21 protein-coding genes are annotated in these 19493 nt (G+C 60.4%); 12 read left to right on the forward strand and 9 right to left on the reverse strand.

Going from position 1 to position 19493, the window contains the following annotated elements; translation table 11 throughout:
• Positions 1 to 161: 161 nt before the first annotated feature.
• Together N434_RS07915 and N434_RS07920 are read right to left on the reverse strand one after the other, a co-directional pair.
• Entirely contained in the window at positions 162 to 779 is a 618-nt protein-coding gene (locus N434_RS07915) for a PilZ domain-containing protein (RefSeq protein WP_065115880.1), read from the reverse strand.
• 183 nt (positions 780 to 962) lie between these two features.
• A complete protein-coding gene (locus tag N434_RS07920; RefSeq protein ID WP_065115879.1) occupies positions 963 to 1520 on the reverse strand; it encodes a PAS domain-containing protein in 558 nt (185 codons plus the stop codon).
• Positions 1521 to 1874: 354 nt separating this feature from the next.
• Here N434_RS07920 and N434_RS07925 point away from each other — a divergent pair, with 354 nt between their 5' ends.
• On the forward strand, positions 1875 to 2612 hold the full coding sequence (locus N434_RS07925) for a rhomboid family intramembrane serine protease (protein ID WP_065115878.1): 738 nt from the start codon (positions 1875 to 1877) through the stop codon (positions 2610 to 2612).
• Between the two features lie 204 nt (positions 2613 to 2816).
• A complete protein-coding gene (locus N434_RS07930; protein WP_065115877.1) occupies positions 2817 to 3251 on the forward strand; it encodes a CBS domain-containing protein in 435 nt (144 codons plus the stop codon).
• 243 nt (positions 3252 to 3494) lie between these two features.
• On the opposite strand, the gene N434_RS07935 is transcribed toward N434_RS07930, so the two are convergent.
• Positions 3495 to 4721: an IS701 family transposase gene (locus N434_RS07935; RefSeq protein ID WP_110757022.1), complete on the reverse strand. Its 1227-nt coding sequence runs from the start codon at positions 4719 to 4721 to the stop codon at positions 3495 to 3497.
• A 126-nt stretch (positions 4722 to 4847) separates the two neighbouring features.
• Between N434_RS07935 and N434_RS07940 the strand changes: the two genes are divergently transcribed.
• Positions 4848 to 5270 carry a hypothetical protein gene (locus N434_RS07940; protein ID WP_110757024.1) on the forward strand — a complete coding sequence of 141 codons (423 nt, stop codon included), beginning with the start codon at positions 4848 to 4850 and terminating at the stop codon, positions 5268 to 5270.
• 7 nt (positions 5271 to 5277) lie between these two features.
• On the opposite strand, the gene N434_RS07945 is transcribed toward N434_RS07940, so the two are convergent.
• From N434_RS07945 to folE, 3 genes are all read right to left on the reverse strand, one after another.
• The gene (locus N434_RS07945) at positions 5278 to 6213 is read right to left on the reverse strand and encodes a patatin-like phospholipase family protein (RefSeq protein ID WP_110757026.1); all 936 of its coding nucleotides are present in this window, start codon (positions 6211 to 6213) and stop codon (positions 5278 to 5280) included.
• Positions 6214 to 6308: 95 nt separating this feature from the next.
• The gene (hisI, locus tag N434_RS07950) at positions 6309 to 6761 is read right to left on the reverse strand and encodes a phosphoribosyl-AMP cyclohydrolase (RefSeq protein WP_110757028.1); all 453 of its coding nucleotides are present in this window, start codon (positions 6759 to 6761) and stop codon (positions 6309 to 6311) included.
• Positions 6762 to 6889: 128 nt separating this feature from the next.
• Complete coding sequence (gene folE, locus N434_RS07955; RefSeq protein WP_003495569.1) at positions 6890 to 7516, reverse strand: GTP cyclohydrolase I FolE; 627 nt, start codon at positions 7514 to 7516, stop codon at positions 6890 to 6892.
• A gap of 282 nt (positions 7517 to 7798) precedes the next feature.
• Here folE and N434_RS07960 point away from each other — a divergent pair, with 282 nt between their 5' ends.
• The 4 genes from N434_RS07960 (at position 7799) to thrS (ending at position 11259) form a co-directional block, all read left to right on the forward strand.
• On the forward strand, positions 7799 to 8245 hold the full coding sequence (locus tag N434_RS07960; protein ID WP_003523393.1) for an iron-sulfur cluster assembly scaffold protein: 447 nt from the start codon (positions 7799 to 7801) through the stop codon (positions 8243 to 8245).
• Positions 8246 to 8248: 3 nt separating this feature from the next.
• The gene (gene yidD / locus N434_RS07965; protein WP_110757030.1) at positions 8249 to 8608 is read left to right on the forward strand and encodes a membrane protein insertion efficiency factor YidD; all 360 of its coding nucleotides are present in this window, start codon (positions 8249 to 8251) and stop codon (positions 8606 to 8608) included.
• Positions 8605 to 9129, forward strand: coding sequence for a DUF1697 domain-containing protein (locus tag N434_RS07970; RefSeq protein ID WP_110757032.1), 525 nt, complete (start codon positions 8605 to 8607; stop codon positions 9127 to 9129). The genes yidD and N434_RS07970 overlap by 4 nt, the downstream gene beginning before the upstream one ends.
• Positions 9130 to 9255: 126 nt before the next feature.
• Positions 9256 to 11259 carry a threonine--tRNA ligase gene (thrS, locus tag N434_RS07975; protein WP_110757034.1) on the forward strand — a complete coding sequence of 668 codons (2004 nt, stop codon included), beginning with the start codon at positions 9256 to 9258 and terminating at the stop codon, positions 11257 to 11259.
• A gap of 217 nt (positions 11260 to 11476) precedes the next feature.
• Here the strand turns inward: thrS and N434_RS07980 are convergent, their stop codons facing one another.
• Positions 11477 to 12457: an RgsD C-terminal domain-containing protein gene (locus N434_RS07980; RefSeq protein ID WP_065115869.1), complete on the reverse strand. Its 981-nt coding sequence runs from the start codon at positions 12455 to 12457 to the stop codon at positions 11477 to 11479.
• A gap of 110 nt (positions 12458 to 12567) precedes the next feature.
• On the opposite strand from N434_RS07980, the gene N434_RS07985 reads away from it, so the two are divergent.
• From N434_RS07985 to N434_RS07995, 3 genes are all read left to right on the forward strand, one after another.
• Positions 12568 to 13149, forward strand: coding sequence for a nitroreductase family protein (locus N434_RS07985; protein ID WP_110757035.1), 582 nt, complete (start codon positions 12568 to 12570; stop codon positions 13147 to 13149).
• Positions 13149 to 13760: a flavin reductase family protein gene (locus N434_RS07990; protein WP_110757037.1), complete on the forward strand. Its 612-nt coding sequence runs from the start codon at positions 13149 to 13151 to the stop codon at positions 13758 to 13760. The genes N434_RS07985 and N434_RS07990 overlap by 1 nt, the downstream gene beginning before the upstream one ends.
• 112 nt (positions 13761 to 13872) lie before the next feature.
• Positions 13873 to 15027 (forward strand): DUF2336 domain-containing protein, encoded by a 1155-nt coding sequence (locus N434_RS07995; RefSeq protein WP_110757039.1) that lies wholly within the window; start codon positions 13873 to 13875, stop codon positions 15025 to 15027.
• Between the two features lie 85 nt (positions 15028 to 15112).
• Here the strand turns inward: N434_RS07995 and N434_RS08000 are convergent, their stop codons facing one another.
• Complete coding sequence (locus N434_RS08000) at positions 15113 to 15532, reverse strand: hypothetical protein (RefSeq protein WP_065115865.1); 420 nt, start codon at positions 15530 to 15532, stop codon at positions 15113 to 15115.
• A 106-nt stretch (positions 15533 to 15638) separates the two neighbouring features.
• On the opposite strand from N434_RS08000, the gene N434_RS08005 reads away from it, so the two are divergent.
• A complete protein-coding gene (locus N434_RS08005; RefSeq protein ID WP_110757041.1) occupies positions 15639 to 16094 on the forward strand; it encodes a GNAT family N-acetyltransferase in 456 nt (151 codons plus the stop codon).
• 181 nt (positions 16095 to 16275) lie between these two features.
• Here N434_RS08005 and N434_RS08010 read toward each other — a convergent pair whose 3' ends face one another.
• A complete protein-coding gene (locus N434_RS08010) occupies positions 16276 to 17514 on the reverse strand; it encodes an AI-2E family transporter (protein WP_110757043.1) in 1239 nt (412 codons plus the stop codon).
• A 233-nt stretch (positions 17515 to 17747) separates the two neighbouring features.
• Between N434_RS08010 and N434_RS08015 the strand changes: the two genes are divergently transcribed.
• Entirely contained in the window at positions 17748 to 19481 is a 1734-nt protein-coding gene (locus N434_RS08015) for an ABC transporter ATP-binding protein (protein ID WP_065115862.1), read from the forward strand.
• Positions 19482 to 19493 lie beyond the last annotated feature (12 nt).

Raw genomic sequence — 19493 nt, forward strand, 5'->3', positions numbered from 1 at the left:
TGACGGAAAAAAAAGATGTGGCAGGTGCCCGTCAATGCCGGGCGAACAGCCATCGCAAATTCAGTATCGTGAAACGGAAAAGGGATCGTCGGGACTGTGGCGCAATCCCGGTACCATGGTTTTGTGGCTGTTAATTGCCGTGCAGGCCGCGTGGCAACGGTTCAGAGAAATTCGATCAGCGCGTCGGGCGACTGGACGCGGTCGAATTCCACCGCGACGCCTTCCATGAAATGGCGCACGATCTTGCCGCTCATGTTCTTGCCGAGCTGGACCCGGCTGCCGAGCGGTGGCCGGCTTTCGATTTCGATGGCCGCACCCGAGAGGGAAAGGTCGATCAGCCGGCAGGAGACGAGCACGCCGTCTTCCAGAACCAGATGCGCCTTGGCATTGCGCGGGGTCAGGCGATCGTGGCGGCGGTCTTCCGGCAGGCCGAGCAGCTGCCGCTTGGCGATCCAGGCCAGCTGGGCGGCAAGCTTTTCGCGCTTGCGCTCCGGCGCATTGATGGCGATGACGAAACCGGATGCGGTGAGCGATGTCACCGTGCCCTCGATCCGGCCGATATGCTGGAGATAGGCGATGACGCGGTCACCATTGCGGGCGATACCCGAACAGCTGAACTGCGCTCTTTCGGCGGTCATCTCCGTTGCGGTGCAGTCATATTCCTGATGGTCGGGCAACATGAGGCGGCCGGTAAAGGACACACTGACGGCATCGTCGAGGTGAACCTCTTCGACCGGACGCAGGATTTGGGCAGTGTTGACCGAGCGGGATGCAAACATGGACAGCGCAATTATAAAGGACGATGATGAGAAGTCTCTACCTTGCGCGGGTTAACAGACTGTATTGTTTGATCTCTACAATTCTTCCGATCGACAATATCGTTACACTCCTGACGTATCTGGTGCGTGATTGAGGCGGCCGCTCACCCTTCCTCGCGGGGTGCCTGCTATGGCTCGGCCCCCTCAGCGGCTTCCCGTACCCGACGCGACGATGGCTTCCATATCTGCAAAACAGGCCGCTGGCGCAATGTCCATGCGCAGCAGGCGGCTGCTTTTCATTGAAAGGCAATTGACGGGCGCGGCGAAATCGTGCCGCGGACGTTCCGGGAGCAGCGCGCCAAGCAGGCGCGGGGCGGCTCCGGCATCCGTGCGCAGTGGCAGCAGCAGCATTTCGAATGGCAGCTGTGCCGCGCCATAATCGTCTTCCGCCTCGACATCGAAGACGACAGGCAATTGGTGTTGCAGAATGCCGCGGGCGACGCGACAGGGGAAATCGGCGTTTGCCGCCGGCCAGAGTTCTGAAAAGCGGTGCCCCCGCAGCTCCCGGCCGAACAGGGCACAGATGCGTGTGCCGGCAAGGCGGAAGAACGGCGTTTCCTCTCCGTTATCCGTCAGGATGAAGAGGTCGCCGAGATGATGTTTCAGTTTTGCGGGATCAATGTCTTCGCGCCGCGGCGCGGCTTTCCTGCCGCGCAATTCGTCCCAATAGGCATATATATCCAGTCCGGCCATGCTCTTCATAGCATCTCTCCATGTTCGTTTTTGGGACGTCATGTCCATCCGAACGTTTGTATGTGGAGGTAAAGCGATTTTCGTGCCATCCGGTTTTGTTAAGGTTAACAAAGGGTTGATATTGCGCGGCGGCAAGGCGCGTGGCATCGGTGCGGCCATGTCGGGGAAGGCTCCCGTCAGCACAATTTCTGGCCGCGCCGCAGTCCTGCGGCCTGCCGGCAAGCCGGACCGCCCCCTGGCATCGGCGCTGAAACCCTTGCGGTTGCGGCGTTCGCTGCCTGACGGGCGGGACGGCTTTTTTTTCGCCCGGGCTTCCTATATTGCTCGAAAGACAGAAATTTCGAGCAAGACAGGGATGGGATCATGTCCTACGGGGACGGCGAACAGCCGCCGGTTTCGGAAACGCCGGAACCGAAAGACGACGCGAACAATCCCGTCTTCAACCTGCCGCCGCTTCTGGTCGGCATATTGGCGGCGCTGCTTTTCGCTTATGTGGTTCCTGCCTATCTCCTGTCGGAAGAAGGCAATGGCTGGTTCATCTTCACCTTCGGCTTCATTCCGCTGCGTTATGCCGTGCCTTTTTCGCAGCAGGGCCTGGAATGGCTCTGGACGCCGGTGACCTATTCCTTCCTGCATGGCGGCATCGAGCATATCCTGTTTAACGGCCTGTGGCTGATGGCCTTCGGCGCGCCGGTTCTGCGCCGGATCGGAACATGGCGCTTTGTGCTGTTATGGGGCATTTCCGCTGCCGTTTCAGCCTTTGGCCATGCGGCGCTGAACTGGGGAGATGTGACGGTGCTGATCGGCGCTTCCGGTGTCGTTTCTGCGCTTATGGGGGCGGCTTGCCGTTTTGCCTTTCCCGCCCGTGGTGGCTACAGCGCCTCCTTTGGCCATCTCATGCCGCGGCAGAGCATTCTCGGCGCGCTTTCCAACCGCACGGTTTTGATCTTCACGCTGATGTGGCTCTTCGGCAATGTGCTGATCGCGGTCGGCGTGCCGCTGTTTGGCGATGTCGGCGGTGAAATTGCCTGGGATGCGCACGTCTTCGGCTTCGTGCTCGGCTTCCTCTTCTTCGGACTGTTCGACCGCCCGCTGCGCTAACGCCGATCGGGCAGAGCGGTGTTTCAGCCGGTTCTGCCTGCCTTGGGGCGCGATCACGCTCCTTGTCGGCCATGGCGCAAATTTGCTCGCGCGCGTCCCATCCGGGATTGCATTCATACCGGCCTCAGCGCACCATGGTGCATGATTTGCAACCGCCGGGGGAGGCTGCGGCGCGGTGCGGATTGCCGACAAGAGGAGGAAGGCATGCCAACATTCGTAAAGGATCTTCTCGACCGCAAGGGCAGGGACGTCGTGACCGTCAGGCCCGAGGTCAGCATCGGCGAGGCCGCGGCAACGCTGCATGCGCACAAGATCGGTTCCGTCGTCGTCACGGATGCCGAAGGTGTCGTTCTCGGTATTTTCACGGAGCGCGATCTGGTGAAGGCCGTGGCGGGCCAGGGCGCCGCTTCCCTGCTGCAATCCGTCTCCGTGGCCATGACCAAGAACGTCATCCGCTGTCACCACAATTCAACCACCGACGAGCTGATGGAAATCATGACGGGCGGACGTTTCCGCCATATTCCGGTCGAGGAAAATGGCCGCCTTGCCGGCATCATCTCCATCGGTGACGTGGTGAAGGCGCGGATCGGCGAGATCGAGGCCGAGGCGGAGCACATCAAGGCCTACATCGCAGGATGAGGCTTCGCGCAGGGGGCAGGGCATTTTCGGTAAAGTGCGTCGGTTTCACGTCGGGATAACGCGCTACAACGAAGAGACAGAGCACTTCAAACGATTCCGTGCACACGGGGCGTGCCCTAGCACTACTTTGGCAGAATTGAATTTCCGGTTTTAAAGAGACGTTCGCAGTGCGGACATCGGATGTGTGCTGTCGGCAGGGCAAGGGCGTTGATGACCGCTCGACGCACAGCTGGTAAGGTCGGCTCAGGTGGTCCACGACGAATTCGTCGCTTCTTTTTTTCCCCGCGCTGCAGTCTGCAATCTCCGGTGCTGGAGGAAGGCATAGGCGATCATCGTCATCAGAGCGTGTCGGTGCAGTCCTTGCCATGATCGGCCTTCGAAGTGGTCGAGACCAAGCTCCTCTTTCATCTGCTGGTGCGCCTGCTCGCAAACCCATCTCGCCTTGATGGCGGCCGCCAGCGCTTTCAATGTCGCATCGGCCGGCAAGTTGGACAGGTAGTATTTGCGCTCGTCGTTTGATCTCCATTCGCCAACCAACCATGCTTCCTCGCCCGGCATGTGTTGCTGTCCCTTGTCAAGAATGCGTTGCGGCGTGCCGTCGGCGATCCGGACGCGCAATGCTGCAAAGCGTGCCGTCAGGCGGCCCTTTGTGCCACGCCGCCAACTGACCTTCTTCCAGCTTGCGTGCGTCAGGATCGTTTCTGCGGCAACCGACAGAATGTCGGGGATCGGATGCTTGCGCGGCCGACCATGACCGGAGATGGGAAAGATCAATGCGACATCATGGGGATAGACCTTCTGATGCTTGGGGATACCGACCGCCCAGGTGAGGCCACGTCCACTTAGCCCCTGGCGGAAGGCCGCCGACAGGCCGTAGCCTGCGTCAGCCAGCACTGTACCAAACCGGACACCGGTCACGATCAACCGATCGATCTCGGCAAGAGCAATCTCCGGCTTCGTGCGAGATGTCTGCATGGCATCGGGAACCCCGGCCTTGGCCATCCGTTCCGTGTCGCTGGTCCAGCTCTCGGGCAAAAACAAACGCAAGCCAACCGGAACAGGAACCTCGTCTCGCGCGAGCGTCACCGACACCAACGTCTGGCAGTTTGCTCTCTTGCCCAGCATCGAGGCGTATTGCGGCGCCACTCCGACCGAGTGGTCGCCCTTCTTCGGCAGGCCGGTGTCATCAATCACGAGAAACGCATTGGATGCGCCAACGATACTGTTCGCCTGCAGCGCAAGCTCGGCCTCAAGGGGTGCTGCATCCCAAAGTCCATCTGAAATGAAATGATGGAGACGATCGTACTGGCCTGGAGCGAACCGGTCCGCCATCGGTTCGATACTTTTGCGGTCACCGGGACCGATCAGCCCCGACACATAAACTGGGCACATCTGACGTCGCTTCTTCTGTCCAAGCTTCTCCAGAAACGGCTTCAAAAAGGCCGAAAGATCCGTATCCCAATCCACCATATCGCGCCCCAAAACTGAGAGCGCAGATCATCTCAAATCAGGATTGCCCCAATCTGCCAAAGTAGTGCTAGGCCGGGTTGACAAAGTTCTGCTCCCAATGCGGCTCCTGGCGTCAAGGAGAACACTATGACGACACTTAGAATTTACGATCTCAAACAGCACGTCCTTGCTCTTGATCTGAGGGACTTGCTGCGGCTTTTGGCGCCTCGCTCTTTCGAAGCAAATTGGGTTGTTTCGACCGTCAAGTCGTCCAAACCCAGGCACGAATGGTTTGAGGCCACAGGTGAAGGTGGCGAGCAGCTGGAAGAATTAGCGCGGCACAATGTCCAGCTTTCGGGCTCCGAATTAGCAGCCCTGGCAGAGAATACGCAGCAGGTTATCTGGGGTGAGTTTGTTGGCTCGGAACAAACGCAGACGGACAAGACTTGGGTGACAATCCGGGCCATCGACAGTACGTTCTACGAAATCGATACAGACGATGAAGCGGTGCTGAGTAAGATCAACTCAATTTACAAAGACGTACGAACTGGAGAGGCTCCGGGTACGTAGGACTTCCTCAGCGCCGGAAGGCCTGCTGCATCCGCTCCAGTTCCGGAATGCGGGAGCGCGTTTCCTCATATCCCCTGTCGATGGCTTCGCTGGCGCGATGGAATTCCGACAGGCCGATATCGTTGATGCGCGGGTGCAGCATGAGGTCGGGCGGATCGCCGGCGAGACGGGAGCGCGAAATCCGGTCCTGAATGATGTTGAAGGCCTGTACCATGACGCCCGGCAGGCCGGGGCGCGGCGTGCTGTCCGTCGCCGATGCGGAGCCGCCCGTCGAGGATGCGGCGTGTTTGACCACGGCGGAGCGGCCGAAAAGATCGTAATTGAGGTTGACGGCAACAACGAGTGCCTGCTCATAGGCCCGGCAGACCGAAACCGGCACGGGATTGACGAGCGCGCCATCGATCAGGGTGCGGCCATTGCATTGCACGGGCTCAAAAATTCCCGGCAGCGCATAGGATGAGCGCAAGGCCGTGACAAGATCGCCCTGATGAATCCAGACTTCGTGACCGGTGCGCAGTTCTGTGGCGACCGCGATGAAGGGGTGTTCGAGGTTTTCGACGCGCAGGCCTTCCAGATGCTCCTGCATGCGCTTGGTAAGGCGCATGCCGCCGAAAAGCCCGCCGCCGCCGATCGTCAGATCGAGCAGGCCGGCGATGCGGCGCATCGTCAGGGAGCGGGCGAATTCTTCCAGCTCGTCAAGCTTGCCGGCGAGATAACAACCGCCCACCAGAGCGCCGATCGAGGTTCCGGCAATCATGCCGATCTTCACTCCGGCCTCGTCGAGCGCCCGCAGGACGCCGATATGCGCCCAGCCGCGGGCGGCGCCGCCACCGAGCGCCAGCGCGATCCGGCGCGTATCGACACGTGCGTCGACAACGGGTGGCTCAAGGTCTTCCGGGTTGCCAGCCGCGAGCTGATTGTGACGATTTCCCCATCCCAACATGACCGCACTCCCTGCCAGTTCAACAAGGTTCCGCCCTTATCCCCGGAACCTGCTATATTGGTAGCAAATTGGTGCGGCCGATGGAAGGCGGCCGTTCATGTGCCGGAATAGGTCGTCGCCGGATCGAAATGGCGGGTGTCGTCGGTAATCGTGGTCACGGCCTCGCCGTCGGCAAGCCCCACCGTGCGGTAGAAGCAGGAGCGGCGACCGGTGTGGCAGGTGGCGTCGTGGCCGGCGACGGAGACCTTCAGCCAAACGGCGTCCTGGTCGCAATCCGTGCGGAATTCCTTCACCGTCTGCAGGTTGCCGGAGGTTTCGCCCTTCTTCCAGATCTTGCCGCGCGAGCGGCTGTAATAGTGGGCGATGCCGGTTTCCAGCGTCAGCGACAGGGCTTGCGCATTCATATGGGCGACCATCAGCAATTCGCCGTCACGGGCATCAGTCACCACGGCGGTGACAAGGCCGTGTTCATCGAATTTCGGTGAAAAAAGGCCTGCGTTTTCGAGCACTTCCTTATCCGCTGGCGCGGATGGAAAGGGAATGGACATGGTAACCCCGGAAACTGAGCTGGCGGAACGATCAGAGCGGCGAAAGAACGGAATCGATTCCGCCGCTCCAGGATTTATCTGATCACCGGAATTTCCGAAAACCGCGCCTGCGCGTTTCGGTCCGGCGCTTAGCGGTTCCGCACCATGGTCATGAAGCGTACCTGTTCGGCCGGGTCGTTCTTGAACGTGCCGGTGAAGCTGGTGGTCAGTGTCGTCGACCCCTGCTTGTTGACGCCGCGCATGGACATGCACATATGTTCGGCGTCGATCATGACGGCCACGCCGCGCGGTTTCAAGGTTTCCTCGATCGATCTTGCGATCTGCGCGGTCATGTTTTCCTGCGTCTGCAGGCGGCGGCCGAAGATTTCGACGACGCGGGCGATCTTCGACAGACCAAGCACGCGGCCGGCCGGAAGATAGGCGACATGCGCCTTGCCGACGATCGGCACCATATGGTGTTCGCAATGGGAGAAGAAGGGGATGTCGCGCACCAGCACCACATCGTCATAACCGCCGACTTCCTCGAAGGTCGTGCCCAGCACGTCCTGAACATTCAGCTCGTAACCGGCGAAAAGCTCACGGTAGGCCTTGGCAACGCGCTTGGGCGTATCCAGAAGGCCTTCGCGGGCAGGGTTTTCTCCTGCCCAACGCAGAAGAACGCGTACTGCTTCTTCCGCTTCCGCCTGGCTTGGGCGAGCCTCGGCCACGTCGGGTTTTGCGCCAGCGCCGGGGAAATTCTTCACGATCGCATCCATTTCGTCTCTCCCGATGCGGGTAAAGGCCGCACCTGAATTCGTTTTTCATCGCGAACTCTTGTTCGCAGCTGCTGCTATCTGGTTGTTTTACAGCATTTTGGCAAGGCCGATGCTGTTATTTCGGTATCGGAGCCGTTAATTTGATCACGGCTTGATGTCCAGAAAGCTCGTTAGCATATAATGAGAACGAAGGGCAGGAAAGCTTCACCGCGACAAACGCTGTGTTTGAAAAATCTGACCTGTCCTGTTTTTGGACATTCTTGAGCGCGCCGGGCACCGACGATGGATGACATCTACAATAATCGCATTCTGGACTTTGCCGGGAATATTCCGCTTATCGGGGTTCTTGAGGATGCCGATGCCAGCGCCGAGAAACACTCGCGGCTGTGCGGTTCGAAGCTCAAGGTCTATCTGAAGGTCGAAGGCGGCATCGTGACGGCGTTTTCGCATGAGGTTCGCGCCTGTGCGCTCGGTCAGGCCTCCGCCTCCATCATGGCGCACCACATCATCGGGGCTTCCAGCGGCGAAATCCGGCAGGCGCGGGAAGACATGCTCGCCATGCTGAAACAGGACGGCGAGGGGCCGACGGGCCGTTTCGAGGATATGCGGGTGCTTCAGCCGGTGCGCGATTTCAAGGCGCGCCACGCCTCCACCATGCTGACCTTCGAAGCGGTGGTCGATGCGCTCGACCAGATCGAAGGGCGGCCGGCTCTCAACGCCGCGGGTTAGGCGATGTGCGGCGAACCGGGTTGCCGGCACCAGCAGACGGCGGCAAAAGCGGGTCGATCCCGCAACTGGACGGGCAGTTTCGCCAAAACGCCGGGGCGGCTTCTGGGCGTTGGTTTCATCCGGCTTTATCAATTGACACTCTCCGGCTTCGTCGGAAATTCCTGCCGTCATATTCCGACCTGTTCCGAATATGGTTATGAAGCCATTGCCCGACACGGGCTTTGGGCCGGCGGATGGATGACGCTGTTTCGTGTCGCGCGCTGCGGGCCGGGCGGCACCAGCGGGCTGGACCCGGTGCCGGAAGTGCTCGATGGCAGCAGGCGCTGGTGGATGCCGTGGCGTTACTGGAGCCTGCATCGATGAATGACTATGTGGCCCTGCTGCACAGCATCGTGCTGGGTGCCGGCAAGCGGCTCGTCATGGCCGATCTGCGGGCATTGGCGGAAGAGCTGGGATTTGCCGAATGCAGAACCCTGGTCGCTACGGGAAATCTGGTTTTTCGCGCCGGGGCGGCATCTGTTCGTGAGATTGAGGACAGGCTGGAGCGCGCCTTCGAACACCGTTTCGGCAAACATGTCGATATTCTCGTTCGTTCGGGTGACGACTGGCTGAAACTGGCGGCGGACAATCCTTTCGCCCAGGGCAATCCGCCGGATGTCTGCGTCCGGGTGATGCGCGCGCCGCTGGACAACGGCGTCCTCGAATTGCTGGAGAAATACCGCGAAAGGGAAAGAATCGCTCTTGCCGGCGGCGGTCTATGGATCGATTTTGGCGGCAAGCCGAGCGAGAGCAGGCTGCTGTCCGTGCTGACCACCAAAAGGCTCGGTATCGGCACCACCCGCAACGCCAATACGGTCAATGGTCTCGCGCAAATGCTTCGCTGAGCTATCCTTCGCCTTTGACTGCAATGGCAAAAGCCTTTATCAGCCTGCCTGTCCGCCTGTCGCGGGCAGATCATTATTCCAACACCACCCGCATTCGTTGGCGGGACTGGACAGGAGCACTAGACGATGTCTGAAGCCATTTCCCTTACATTTCCCGATGGATCCGTGCGCAGCTACCCCGCCGGTACGACCGGCCGCGAGGTCGCCGAATCCATTTCCAAATCGCTTGCCAAGAAGGCTGTCGCCATTGCGCTTGACGGTACTGTGCGCGATTTGTCCGAGACCATCACCGATGGCAAAATCGAGATCGTCACGCGTGAAGACGGGCGTGCGCTGGAACTCATCCGCCACGATGCCGCGCACGTCATGGCGGAAGCCGTGCAGGAACTGTGGCCCGGTACGCAGGTGACGATCGGCCCCGTCATCGAGAACGGCTTTTATTACGACTTCGCCAAGAACGAACCCTTCACGCCGGAAGATCTGCCGAAGATCGAAAAGCGGATGAAGGAAATCATCCAGCGCAACAAGCCGTTTACCCGCGAAATCTGGTCGCGCGAAAAGGCCAAGGAAGTCTTCGCCGCCAAGGGCGAGAACTACAAGGTCGAGCTGGTCGATGCCATTCCGGAAGGCCAGGACCTGAAGATCTATTATCAGGGTGACTGGTTCGATCTCTGCCGCGGCCCGCATATGGCCTCGACGGGGCAGATCGGTACGGCCTTCAAGCTGATGAAGGTGGCCGGAGCCTATTGGCGCGGTGACAGCAACAATGCGATGCTGTCGCGCATCTACGGCACCGCCTGGGCGACGCAGGAAGAGCTGGACAATTATCTCCATATTCTGGCCGAAGCCGAAAAGCGCGACCACCGCCGCCTTGGCCGCGAAATGGACCTGTTCCATTTCCAGGAAGAGGGTCCGGGCGTCGTTTTCTGGCACGGCAAGGGCTGGCGCATGTTCCAGACGCTGACGGCCTATATGCGCCGCCGGCTCGCCAATACCTATCAGGAAGTCAATGCGCCGCAGGTGCTGGACAAGTCGCTGTGGGAAACCTCCGGTCACTGGGGCTGGTATCAGGAAAACATGTTCGCGGTGAAATCCGCCCATGCCTTCACCCATCCCGATGATGAGGAAGCCGATCAGCGCGTCTTTGCCCTGAAGCCGATGAACTGCCCCGGCCACGTTCAGATCTTCAAGCATGGCTTGAAGTCTTACCGCGAAATGCCCGTCCGCCTTGCGGAATTCGGCACTGTGCATCGTTATGAGGCTTCCGGAGCGCTGCATGGCCTGATGCGCGTTCGCGGCTTCACGCAGGACGATGCGCATGTCTTCTGCACGGAAGAGCAGATGGCGGCGGAGTGCCTGCGCATCAACGACCTGATCCTCTCCGTCTATGAGGATTTCGGCTTCAGCGAAGTCGTCGTCAAGCTATCCACGCGCCCGGAAAAGCGCGTCGGTTCCGACGATCTCTGGGATCGCGCCGAAAGCGTGATGATGGATGTTCTGAAGACCATCGAAGAGCAGTCCGAAGGCCGCATCAAGACCGGCATCCTGCCGGGCGAGGGCGCGTTCTACGGGCCTAAGTTCGAATATACGCTGAAGGACGCCATCGGCCGCGAATGGCAGTGCGGCACGACGCAGGTGGATTTCAACCTGCCGGAACGCTTCGGCGCCTTCTATATCGACCAGAACTCCGAAAAGACGCAGCCGGTGATGATCCATCGTGCCATCTGCGGCTCGATGGAGCGCTTCCTCGGCATTCTCATCGAGAACTTCGCCGGCCATATGCCGCTGTGGTTCGCGCCGCTTCAGGTCGTGGTCGCGACGATCACCTCGGATGCGGATGATTACGGCCGTGAAGTGGCTGAAGCGCTGCGCGAGGCGGGCATGGCGGTGGAAACCGACTTCCGCAACGAGAAGATCAACTACAAGATCCGTGAGCATTCGGTGACCAAGGTTCCGGTCATCATCGTCTGCGGTCGCAAGGAAGCGGAGGAGCGCACCGTCAACATCCGCCGCCTCGGTTCGCAGAACCAGACGCCGATGTCGCTGGAAGACGCGATTACCAGCCTCGTGGACGAGGCGACGCCGCCGGATGTGAAGCGCAAGCTTGCGGCGAAGAAGCAGGTTGCCTGATAACAGTTACGGCCCCTTCGGGGGCCGTTTTTGTTTGTGGGGGGTGTGCGGGTAATTACACTGGCAAAGGCGACGCAGTCACGTCCGTCACCCCGGACTAGATCCGGGGTCCAGCGCGATCAAGTCCTTGATCGCGAAAGACCCTCTTCACGACGCAGACGCGTCGTGGCTGGATGCCGGATCAAGTCCGGCATGACGGATGAGATGTAGGTGACGCCTACTCGAAATCTCCGGTCATGTCTTCCGGCGCCTGATCCTTCATCAGCACTTCCACATCGGAATCCTGGCCTGACGTAACCTTGAAATTGCGCTGGAAGACCTTGTCCTTGTTGCGGGCGATGGCGGTATATTCGCCTTCCGCCAGAACCATGGTCGAAAACGCGCTGACGCTTTCATTCACCACGTCGCCGCCGCCGTTCAGCACGGACCAGGCCGTATCGGCAATCGCCTCACCACCTTCTTCCGATACCAGTTTCAGGGTGATCTGCGCCGCCCGGTGCTGCAGGGTCGCTTCGGTGAGTTTGCCGGCTTCAACCTGGATATCGGCGCGCACCACCGCGTTGACGTTGCCGTATTCGGAAACCACGTGATAGGTGCCGGCATTGAGGCGGACGATGGTGTTGGGTTTGATATCGGCCATGACGAGGCCACGTTCCCCATCCGGCCGGGCGTCGGAGGAATAAACGGAAAATTTCAGCTGGTTGCCGGAAATCTGCCTGTCGGAACCCGCGACCGCATTCAGCACGAAACCGCCCGCATCGAGAATCAGCACCTGTTTCTGGACGTTGCCGGAGGCCGGGATATTGAGTTTCTTGGTGACGCCGGCGCGACCGAAGGCGACATTGACGAAATATTCGCCCGGCACCAGATGAAATTCCGCCGAACCGCCCTCCGAACTTGCCAGCATCGGCAGCTTGCCGTCCGTACCGGGGATGGGGCTGAAGACGCGCCAGGACAGGCCTTCCTTCACCGCTTCGCCTTCGCTGGTCAGCTTGGCTTCCATGGCGATGTCGCGGGCGGTGCTTTCCGGGGCATTGGGTGCCGTCGGGGCGGTGAAAGCATTGAGTTTCGGCATTTTCGGCGTGCCGCCGAGCTGCTTGAAGTCTTTAAAGGCATCCTGCGAAAAAGCGGCTTGCGATAAAAGGCCAAGCGCGGCACATGCAATGGTCAGACGTGCCGCGATTTTGATTGCAGACATTTTCGATACCGATTGACTTCTTGATTTTCCCGGACCACTTCAAAACCAATGCCGTGGCTATTTCAAGGCCCATATTTTCGCGATGACAGCAGAATGGAAGATTTTTGATCATGACAAGCGATATCAAGCTCCTCGATTATCTCAAGCTTCGCCGTTCCACCCCCGCCCTGCAGCTTTGCGAGCCCGGGCCTTCGAAGACGGAAATCGAGGATATACTGCGTCTTGCCGTGCGTGTGCCCGACCATGGCAAGCTCGCGCCCTGGCGTTTCGTGGTCTATCGCGGTGAGGAGCGGGTGCGTCTCGGCGAGACGGCGCTCAGGATCGCGCTTGAGAAGAACCCCGAGCTCGACCTGCAGCAGCAGGAAGCGGAACGGACGCGCTTTACCCGCGCACCCGTCGTCATCGCTGTCATCAGCACCGCAAAGCCGCATTTCAAGATTCCGGAATGGGAACAGGTCATGTCCGCCGGCGCCGTGTGCCTCAACGTCATCTTCGCGGCCAATGCCAATGGTTTTGCCGCAAACTGGCTGACGGAATGGCTCGCCTTCGATCCGGCCTTCCTGGCGGAAACCGGCGTCAGCCCGGAAGAGAAGGTGGCGGGCTATATTCACATCGGCTCGACGACATTCCCACCGGTGGAGCGGCCGCGCCCGGAGCTGGCCGATGTCGTCAGCTGGGTTGGGGACATCTGATGTTCTATACCACCGATACCAACCGGCACGGCCTGCCGCATGATCCTTTCAAGGCCATCGTCGCGCCGCGGCCGATCGGCTGGATCGGCTCGAAGGGCAGGGACGGTTCCATGAACCTCTCGCCCTATTCCTTCTTCAACGCGATTTCGGACCGGCCGAAGCTCGTCATGTTTTCTTCCAGCGGCAGGAAGGACAGCCTTCGCAATGTCGAGGAGACCGGTGTCTTCACCGCCAATCTCGTCAGCCGCCACCTGATCGACCGCATGAATGCCTCTTCCGCACCGGTTGCCTATGATGTCGACGAGTTCCGGCTTGCCGGCCTCACCGCCGTCGATGGCCGGGTGGTGGATGCGCCCTTCGTGGGCGAGGCGCTGGCGGTTCTGGAATGCCGTGTCACCCAGATACAGCAGCTTGAGGACGTCGATGGAAAGCCATCGGAGTCCTGGATGGTGATCGGTCAGGTCATGGCGATCCATATCGATGAGACGATCATACGCGATGGTCGCATCGACATGGGGCTTGCCCGCCCCGTGGCGCGCATGGGCTATATGGATTACTGCGACGGCGGCAGCGATGTATTCCAGCTGCAACGCCCCTCTACTGCGCCGTAAATATAGTCCTTCTTCCGCGGCGGTTAATTTTTATGGTGAACCAAACGTAAACCATTTGCGCCTAGAGTTTTATACATGGTGGCGGCGATGATGCCGTCATCCATTGTTGCGAATGTGTTTCGAGGCTCAGGTGATCGTACAGGCATTTCTTCGCTGGTCTGAAAAGGCTGGATCGACCGAGCGGGCAAAGGCCGCCAATGCTCTCGGCCGTGCCTATCTGCATTCCGACATGGCGCGGGAGAACCGCGATGCCGCGTATATGGCGATGACCTATCTGCTTGACGACCCTTCGCCACGTGTGCGGCTGGCGCTTGCCGAGGCGCTGGCGGATGCCCATGACGCACCGCGTGCCATTCTTGTTTCACTTGCCGAAGACCAGCCGGAGATCGCCTGCACGGTGATTGCCCGTTCGCCGGTTCTGGGTGAGGCCGATCTGGTCGATCTTGCCGGGCGCGGAGAAAGCCTGACGCGCTCCCTCATCGCCGCAAGGCCGCGCCTGCCGCGCGGTGTTTGCGCCGCGCTTGCCGAAGTCGGCGATCTGCCGGAAACCATCATCCTGCTCGAAAATGACGATGCCTTCATCACGCCGTTTTCACTGCGGCGCATTGCCGAGCGCCATGGCTGCGATGCCGATATACGCGACCTCCTGCTTTGCCGCGACGAACTGCCCGCCGATGCGCGCCACCTGTTGATGGGCCGCATCAGCGAAGCTCTGGCGGGTTCCGCGCTGGTTCACGCGATGATCGCGCAAAACCGCGCCGACAATCTTTTCCGCGAGGCGGAGGATTCCGCCACCATCCTCATCGCCGCCGGCGTTTCCGCGCCGGAACTGCCGGCGCTGGTGGAGCATCTGCGCCAGCGGCTGGAACTGACGCCGGCGCTGCTCATCCATGCCGTCTGTTCGGGCCGGCTGGAATTCTTCACGGCGGCCATGGTCAATCTCTCCGGTCTCGATGACCGCAAGGTGCGCGCCATTCTGGCGACCGGGCGGCCGCACGCGCTGAAGGCCCTGTTCCAGTCGATCGGTCTTTCGGGTGATGTCGTCGATGTCTTCATCGAGGCGACGCTGATGTGGCGGCGCGCGGCCCGTTCGCAGCTTTCCGATGTGGCGGCCTCCGTCTCGGCGGAATTGCTGGCGCATTTCCGCGACGTCAACGGTTCCGAGACACTGTTCGAGCTGCTGCATGCCGTGCGCAAGCTCGCCATTGCCGAAGAACGGCAGAAGGCACGGTATTATGCGGAAGCGCTGACGGTCGAGGCGGCGTAAGGTCCGGGTTTCCGCGGGTGCATCCTCTCATAGGAAACCTCTGCATTGCAGCGGCAAAGAAAGCTGGCGTGACATTTCCCAGCAATCACTTGTCGAACCGCTTGGCGATCCAGGAATAGCTGTTTTCAACCATCCTCACCGGTGTCCCGAGGAGGTGCTTTATGCCTTCGGTGGAAGGCAGGATACGGCTAACGCGGCTGATTGCCTGTTTGGTGAGGCTTTCCTCTTCCTTCGGCGTAACCGCCGCCGTTGCCTGCGGTGTAGTCGCCGGTGCCGTGGCGGGAGGTTGCGCGCCGGCCGTCTGCGGGGCCTGCTCACCCGGTGTCTGGCACACGGCCACCACGACGGGGTAGGGCGCGTTGGCGTAACGTTCCAGTTCCTTTTCCGACACGGCGTCGCACAGTTCGATGCTCGTCCAGCGCTGCTGCGAGGTGGCGAGGTAATGGCAATCGGTGGCGCTGTCGTCGCAGCCAAGGAAGGTCATGAGAACGAGGGCTGTTTTCATGGGGTGTGTTGCCTCTGTCGGGAATAATGCTCTAGAAACTCATCTATCGCGATTGCAGTGACATTACGACGAAATACGCATTTTTTGAGAGAAAGCAGGCATCGCATTGGCCATCGAAATCAAGCTTGAAACACCCCGGCAGGAAGCGGTTCTGCACCTCATCGACCTTTCCAACGCCTATATGGCCTCGCTTTATCCCGCCGAGAGCAATCATCTGGTCGATATCGGCGCGCTCGAGCAGGACAATGTCTCGTTTTTCGTGGCGCGGCATGATGGCCGTGTGGTTGGCTGCGGCGCGCTGGTGGAGGCGGGCGATGGCACGGCGGAGGTCAAGCGCATGTTCGTTGATCCCGATGCGCGGGGTTTGCGGATCGGCAAGCTGATCATGGATACGCTCGTCGCGCGCGGTGCCGAGCTTGGCCTTTCCGCCATCCGGCTCGAAACCGGCATCAGCCAGCCGGAAGCGATCGGCCTTTACCGCAAGGCGGGATTTGTGGAGATCGAGGCCTTCGCACCCTACAGGCCGGATCCGCTCAGCCTGTTCATGGAGAAGGTGCTTTAAGCCTGCGGCGTGCGTTTGCCGTATCCTGCACGTCATCCTCGGCCCTGTGCCGAGGATCTAATCACGTATCGTAGAATCAATCGATGGCAGATGCCCGGGACAGGTCCGAGCATGACGGATGCGCGGTTTGAGGACTACGTGTCGGCGCCGGAGCAGAGGCGTCTGCCGCCGGCCTCACCAATCAAAACGCCGCTTTCCGCAACGCCGTCGTTTCCCCGCTATTGTCTTCAAGCGCGGCAACCTCATCAACGGTGCCTTCCTGCGTGGATGGCGGCGGTGGAACCTCGGTGCTGGCAGCGGCGGAGATTTCCACTTCGCGTACCCATTCGCGCCAGATCGCGACCAGCAGCGCCATCAGCACCGGGCCGATGAAGAGGCCGAGGAAGCCCATGGTCTTGACGCCGCCGACGAGACCGAAAAAGGTGGGCAGGAAGGGCAGCTTGATCGGTCCGCCGACGAGTTTCGGGCGGATGGTCTTGTCTACGATGAAAAGTTCGACCGAACCCCAGAGGAACAGCGCCAGGCCGTAGGCCGGGGAGCCGCTGGCGACCAGATAGATCGACACAAGCGTAAACGAGAGCGGCGCGCCGCCCGGAATGAGCGCCATGACGCCGGTGAGCACGCCGAGCGTGACGGGCGAGGGCACACCGGCGATCCAGTAGGCGATGCCGAGGATGATGCCTTCGCCGATGGCGATCAGCGTCATGCCTGTCACGGTGGAGCTGATGGTGGCAGGCACGACGCGGGAAATGCGCTCCCAGCGTGTCGGCAGGATGCGCTCGCCCACGAGATCGACCTGACGGGTGAAGCCGGCGCCGTTGCGATAGACGAAGAACAGCGCGATCAGCATGAACAGCAGGGTCAGCACCAGATGGAAGGCACCGTTGCCGGCGGCCAGGATCGCCCGGTAGATATTGCCGATATTGGCGCCGCTGACGAGCTGGATCACTTCGCCGATGGCACCCGGCGTGCCGATATATTTCACCCATTGCTCCCCGAGCCAGGGGCCGACGCCGGGCAGCGCGGCAATCCAGTCGGGCACCGGTGCGCCTGTCTTGTTGACATGCACCGCCCAGCCGAACCATTCGCGGATTTCGCTAGCCGTATAGGAGGCGGCGATGAAGATCGGCACGACGAGGAAGGCGAGGATGAGGATGATGGCGATGGTGGCGCCGAGCGTGGTGTTGCCGCCCACCTGCCGCAAAAGCCGGGTATAGACCGGCCAGCTGGCAAAACCGATGACGAGAGCGGCGAGAACCGGAACCAGAAAACCGTGGAAGAAATAAATGCCCGCAAGGGCGACGAGAACAAGAAGCCAGCGCGCAGCCGAGATGGGCGGGATCAGGGCGATCCGCGTCGGGCTGGCGGGACCAAGCCATCTCGGTTCGCCACTGGGCTTACGGCTGTCATTGTTACTCACGGCAGGCTCTTTCTCGCATTCTCCCCCAAAAGGGCTGCATTCACTCTGTCACACCGATACATATAAGTGCAATATAATCCGATCACATTACCGTTGTGTGTTTATTGCGGAAGCTATTGAACGATTTTGGTAAAAATAGAACATCGGTCTTGGCGCGCGCATTGAAATATGACAATTAAACTCCCGTTTTTCCGCGGCGCGCGTTTTGCCGCGCCCCCTCTCCAGGTCATGCCATGCTGCGCCGTTTCTTCGCCTATTACCGTCCCTATCGGGGTCTCTTCATTCTCGACTTCTCCTGCGCGGTTTTGTCCGGCGTGCTTGAACTCGGTTTTCCGATGGCCGTGAAGGCCTTTGTCGACGTGCTTTTGCCGGGCGGTGAATGGGCGATCATCCTTGCCGCCTCCGTGGGGCTGCTCGTCATCTACGTGTTGAATACCGGGCTGATGGCGACGGTCACCTATTGGGGACACATGCTCGGCATCAATATCGAAACGGACATGCGGCGTCTGGCCTTCGATCACCTGCAAAAACTCTCCTTCCGTTATTTCGATAACCAGAAGACCGGTCATCTGGTCGGGCGGCTGACCAAGGATCTGGAAGAGATCGGCGAGGTGGCCCACCACGGTCCGGAAGACCTGTTCATCGCCATCATGACCTTCATCGGCGCATTCCTCTTGATGCTGTCGGTCAACGTGCCGCTGGCGCTCATCACCGCCGCCGTCGTGCCCGTTACCGCCTGGGTGACCAGCCGTTACGGCGGCCGCATGACGCAGAATTTCCGCGCGCTTTATGGCCGGGTCGGGGATTTCAACGCCCGTATCGAGGAAAATGTCGGTGGCATGCGGGTGGTGCAGGCCTTCGCCAACGAGGACCACGAGCGCGCGCTGTTCGAGAAGGACAACCAGAAATACCGCCGCACGAAGCTGGATGCGTACAAGATCATGGCGGCCAGCACCTCGCTCAGCTACATGAGCATGCGTCTGACGCAGATGATCGTGATGATCTGCGGCGCCTGGTTCGTGCTGACGGGCGGCCTGACGGAAGGCGGTTTTGTCGGTTTCCTGCTGCTGGTCGGCGTGTTTTTCCGGCCGGTGGAAAAGATCAATTCGGTCATCGAGACCTATCCGAAGGGCATTGCCGGTTTCCGCCGCTTCACCGAACTTCTGGACACGGCGCCTGATATCGTCGATGCGCCTGACGCAATCGAGGCACCGGCGCTTTCCGGCAGCATCGAATATCGCCATGTCGGTTTCGGTTATGCCGAGGGCAAACAGGTCCTCGCCAATATCGACCTGAAGATTAGCGCCGGCGAAACGGTCGCCTTTGTTGGCCCCTCGGGTGCGGGCAAGACGACGCTCTGCTCGCTTTTGCCGCGCTTTTACGATGTCACCAGCGGTGCGATCACCATTGACGGTATCGATATCCGCAAGATGAAACTTGCGTCGCTGCGCAACCAGATCGGCATCGTGCAGCAGGACGTCTTCCTGTTTGGCGGCACGATCCGCGAGAATATCGAATATGGCCGGCTTGGCGCCTCTGACGGGGAGATCATGGATGCCGCGCGGCGCGCGCGCCTCGACAGCGTCATCGAGGCCATGCCGCTCGGGCTCGATACTGTCATCGGCGAACGCGGTGTGAAATTGTCGGGTGGGCAGAAGCAGCGTCTTGCCATCGCCCGCATGTTCCTCAAGAACCCGCCGATCCTCATTCTGGACGAGGCGACCTCGGCGCTCGATACGGAAACCGAGCGGGCCATCCAGCAATCGCTGACGGAGCTTGCCAAAGGCCGCACCACGCTCGTCATCGCCCACCGGCTGGCGACGATCCGCGATGCCTCGCGCATCGTGGTGGTGGACCAGACAGGCATTGCCGAAACCGGCGCCCATGCCGAACTTCTGGCTGCCAAGGGCCATTACAGCCGCCTGCACGAGGCGCAGTTCAGCGGGCATCTTGCGGGCCTCAGCTGATGAGCGGCGCGT

Source organism: Rhizobium sp. UGM030330-04 (genome assembly GCF_003208455.1).
Classification (GTDB): Bacteria; Pseudomonadota; Alphaproteobacteria; order Rhizobiales; family Rhizobiaceae; genus Agrobacterium; species Agrobacterium rhizogenes_A.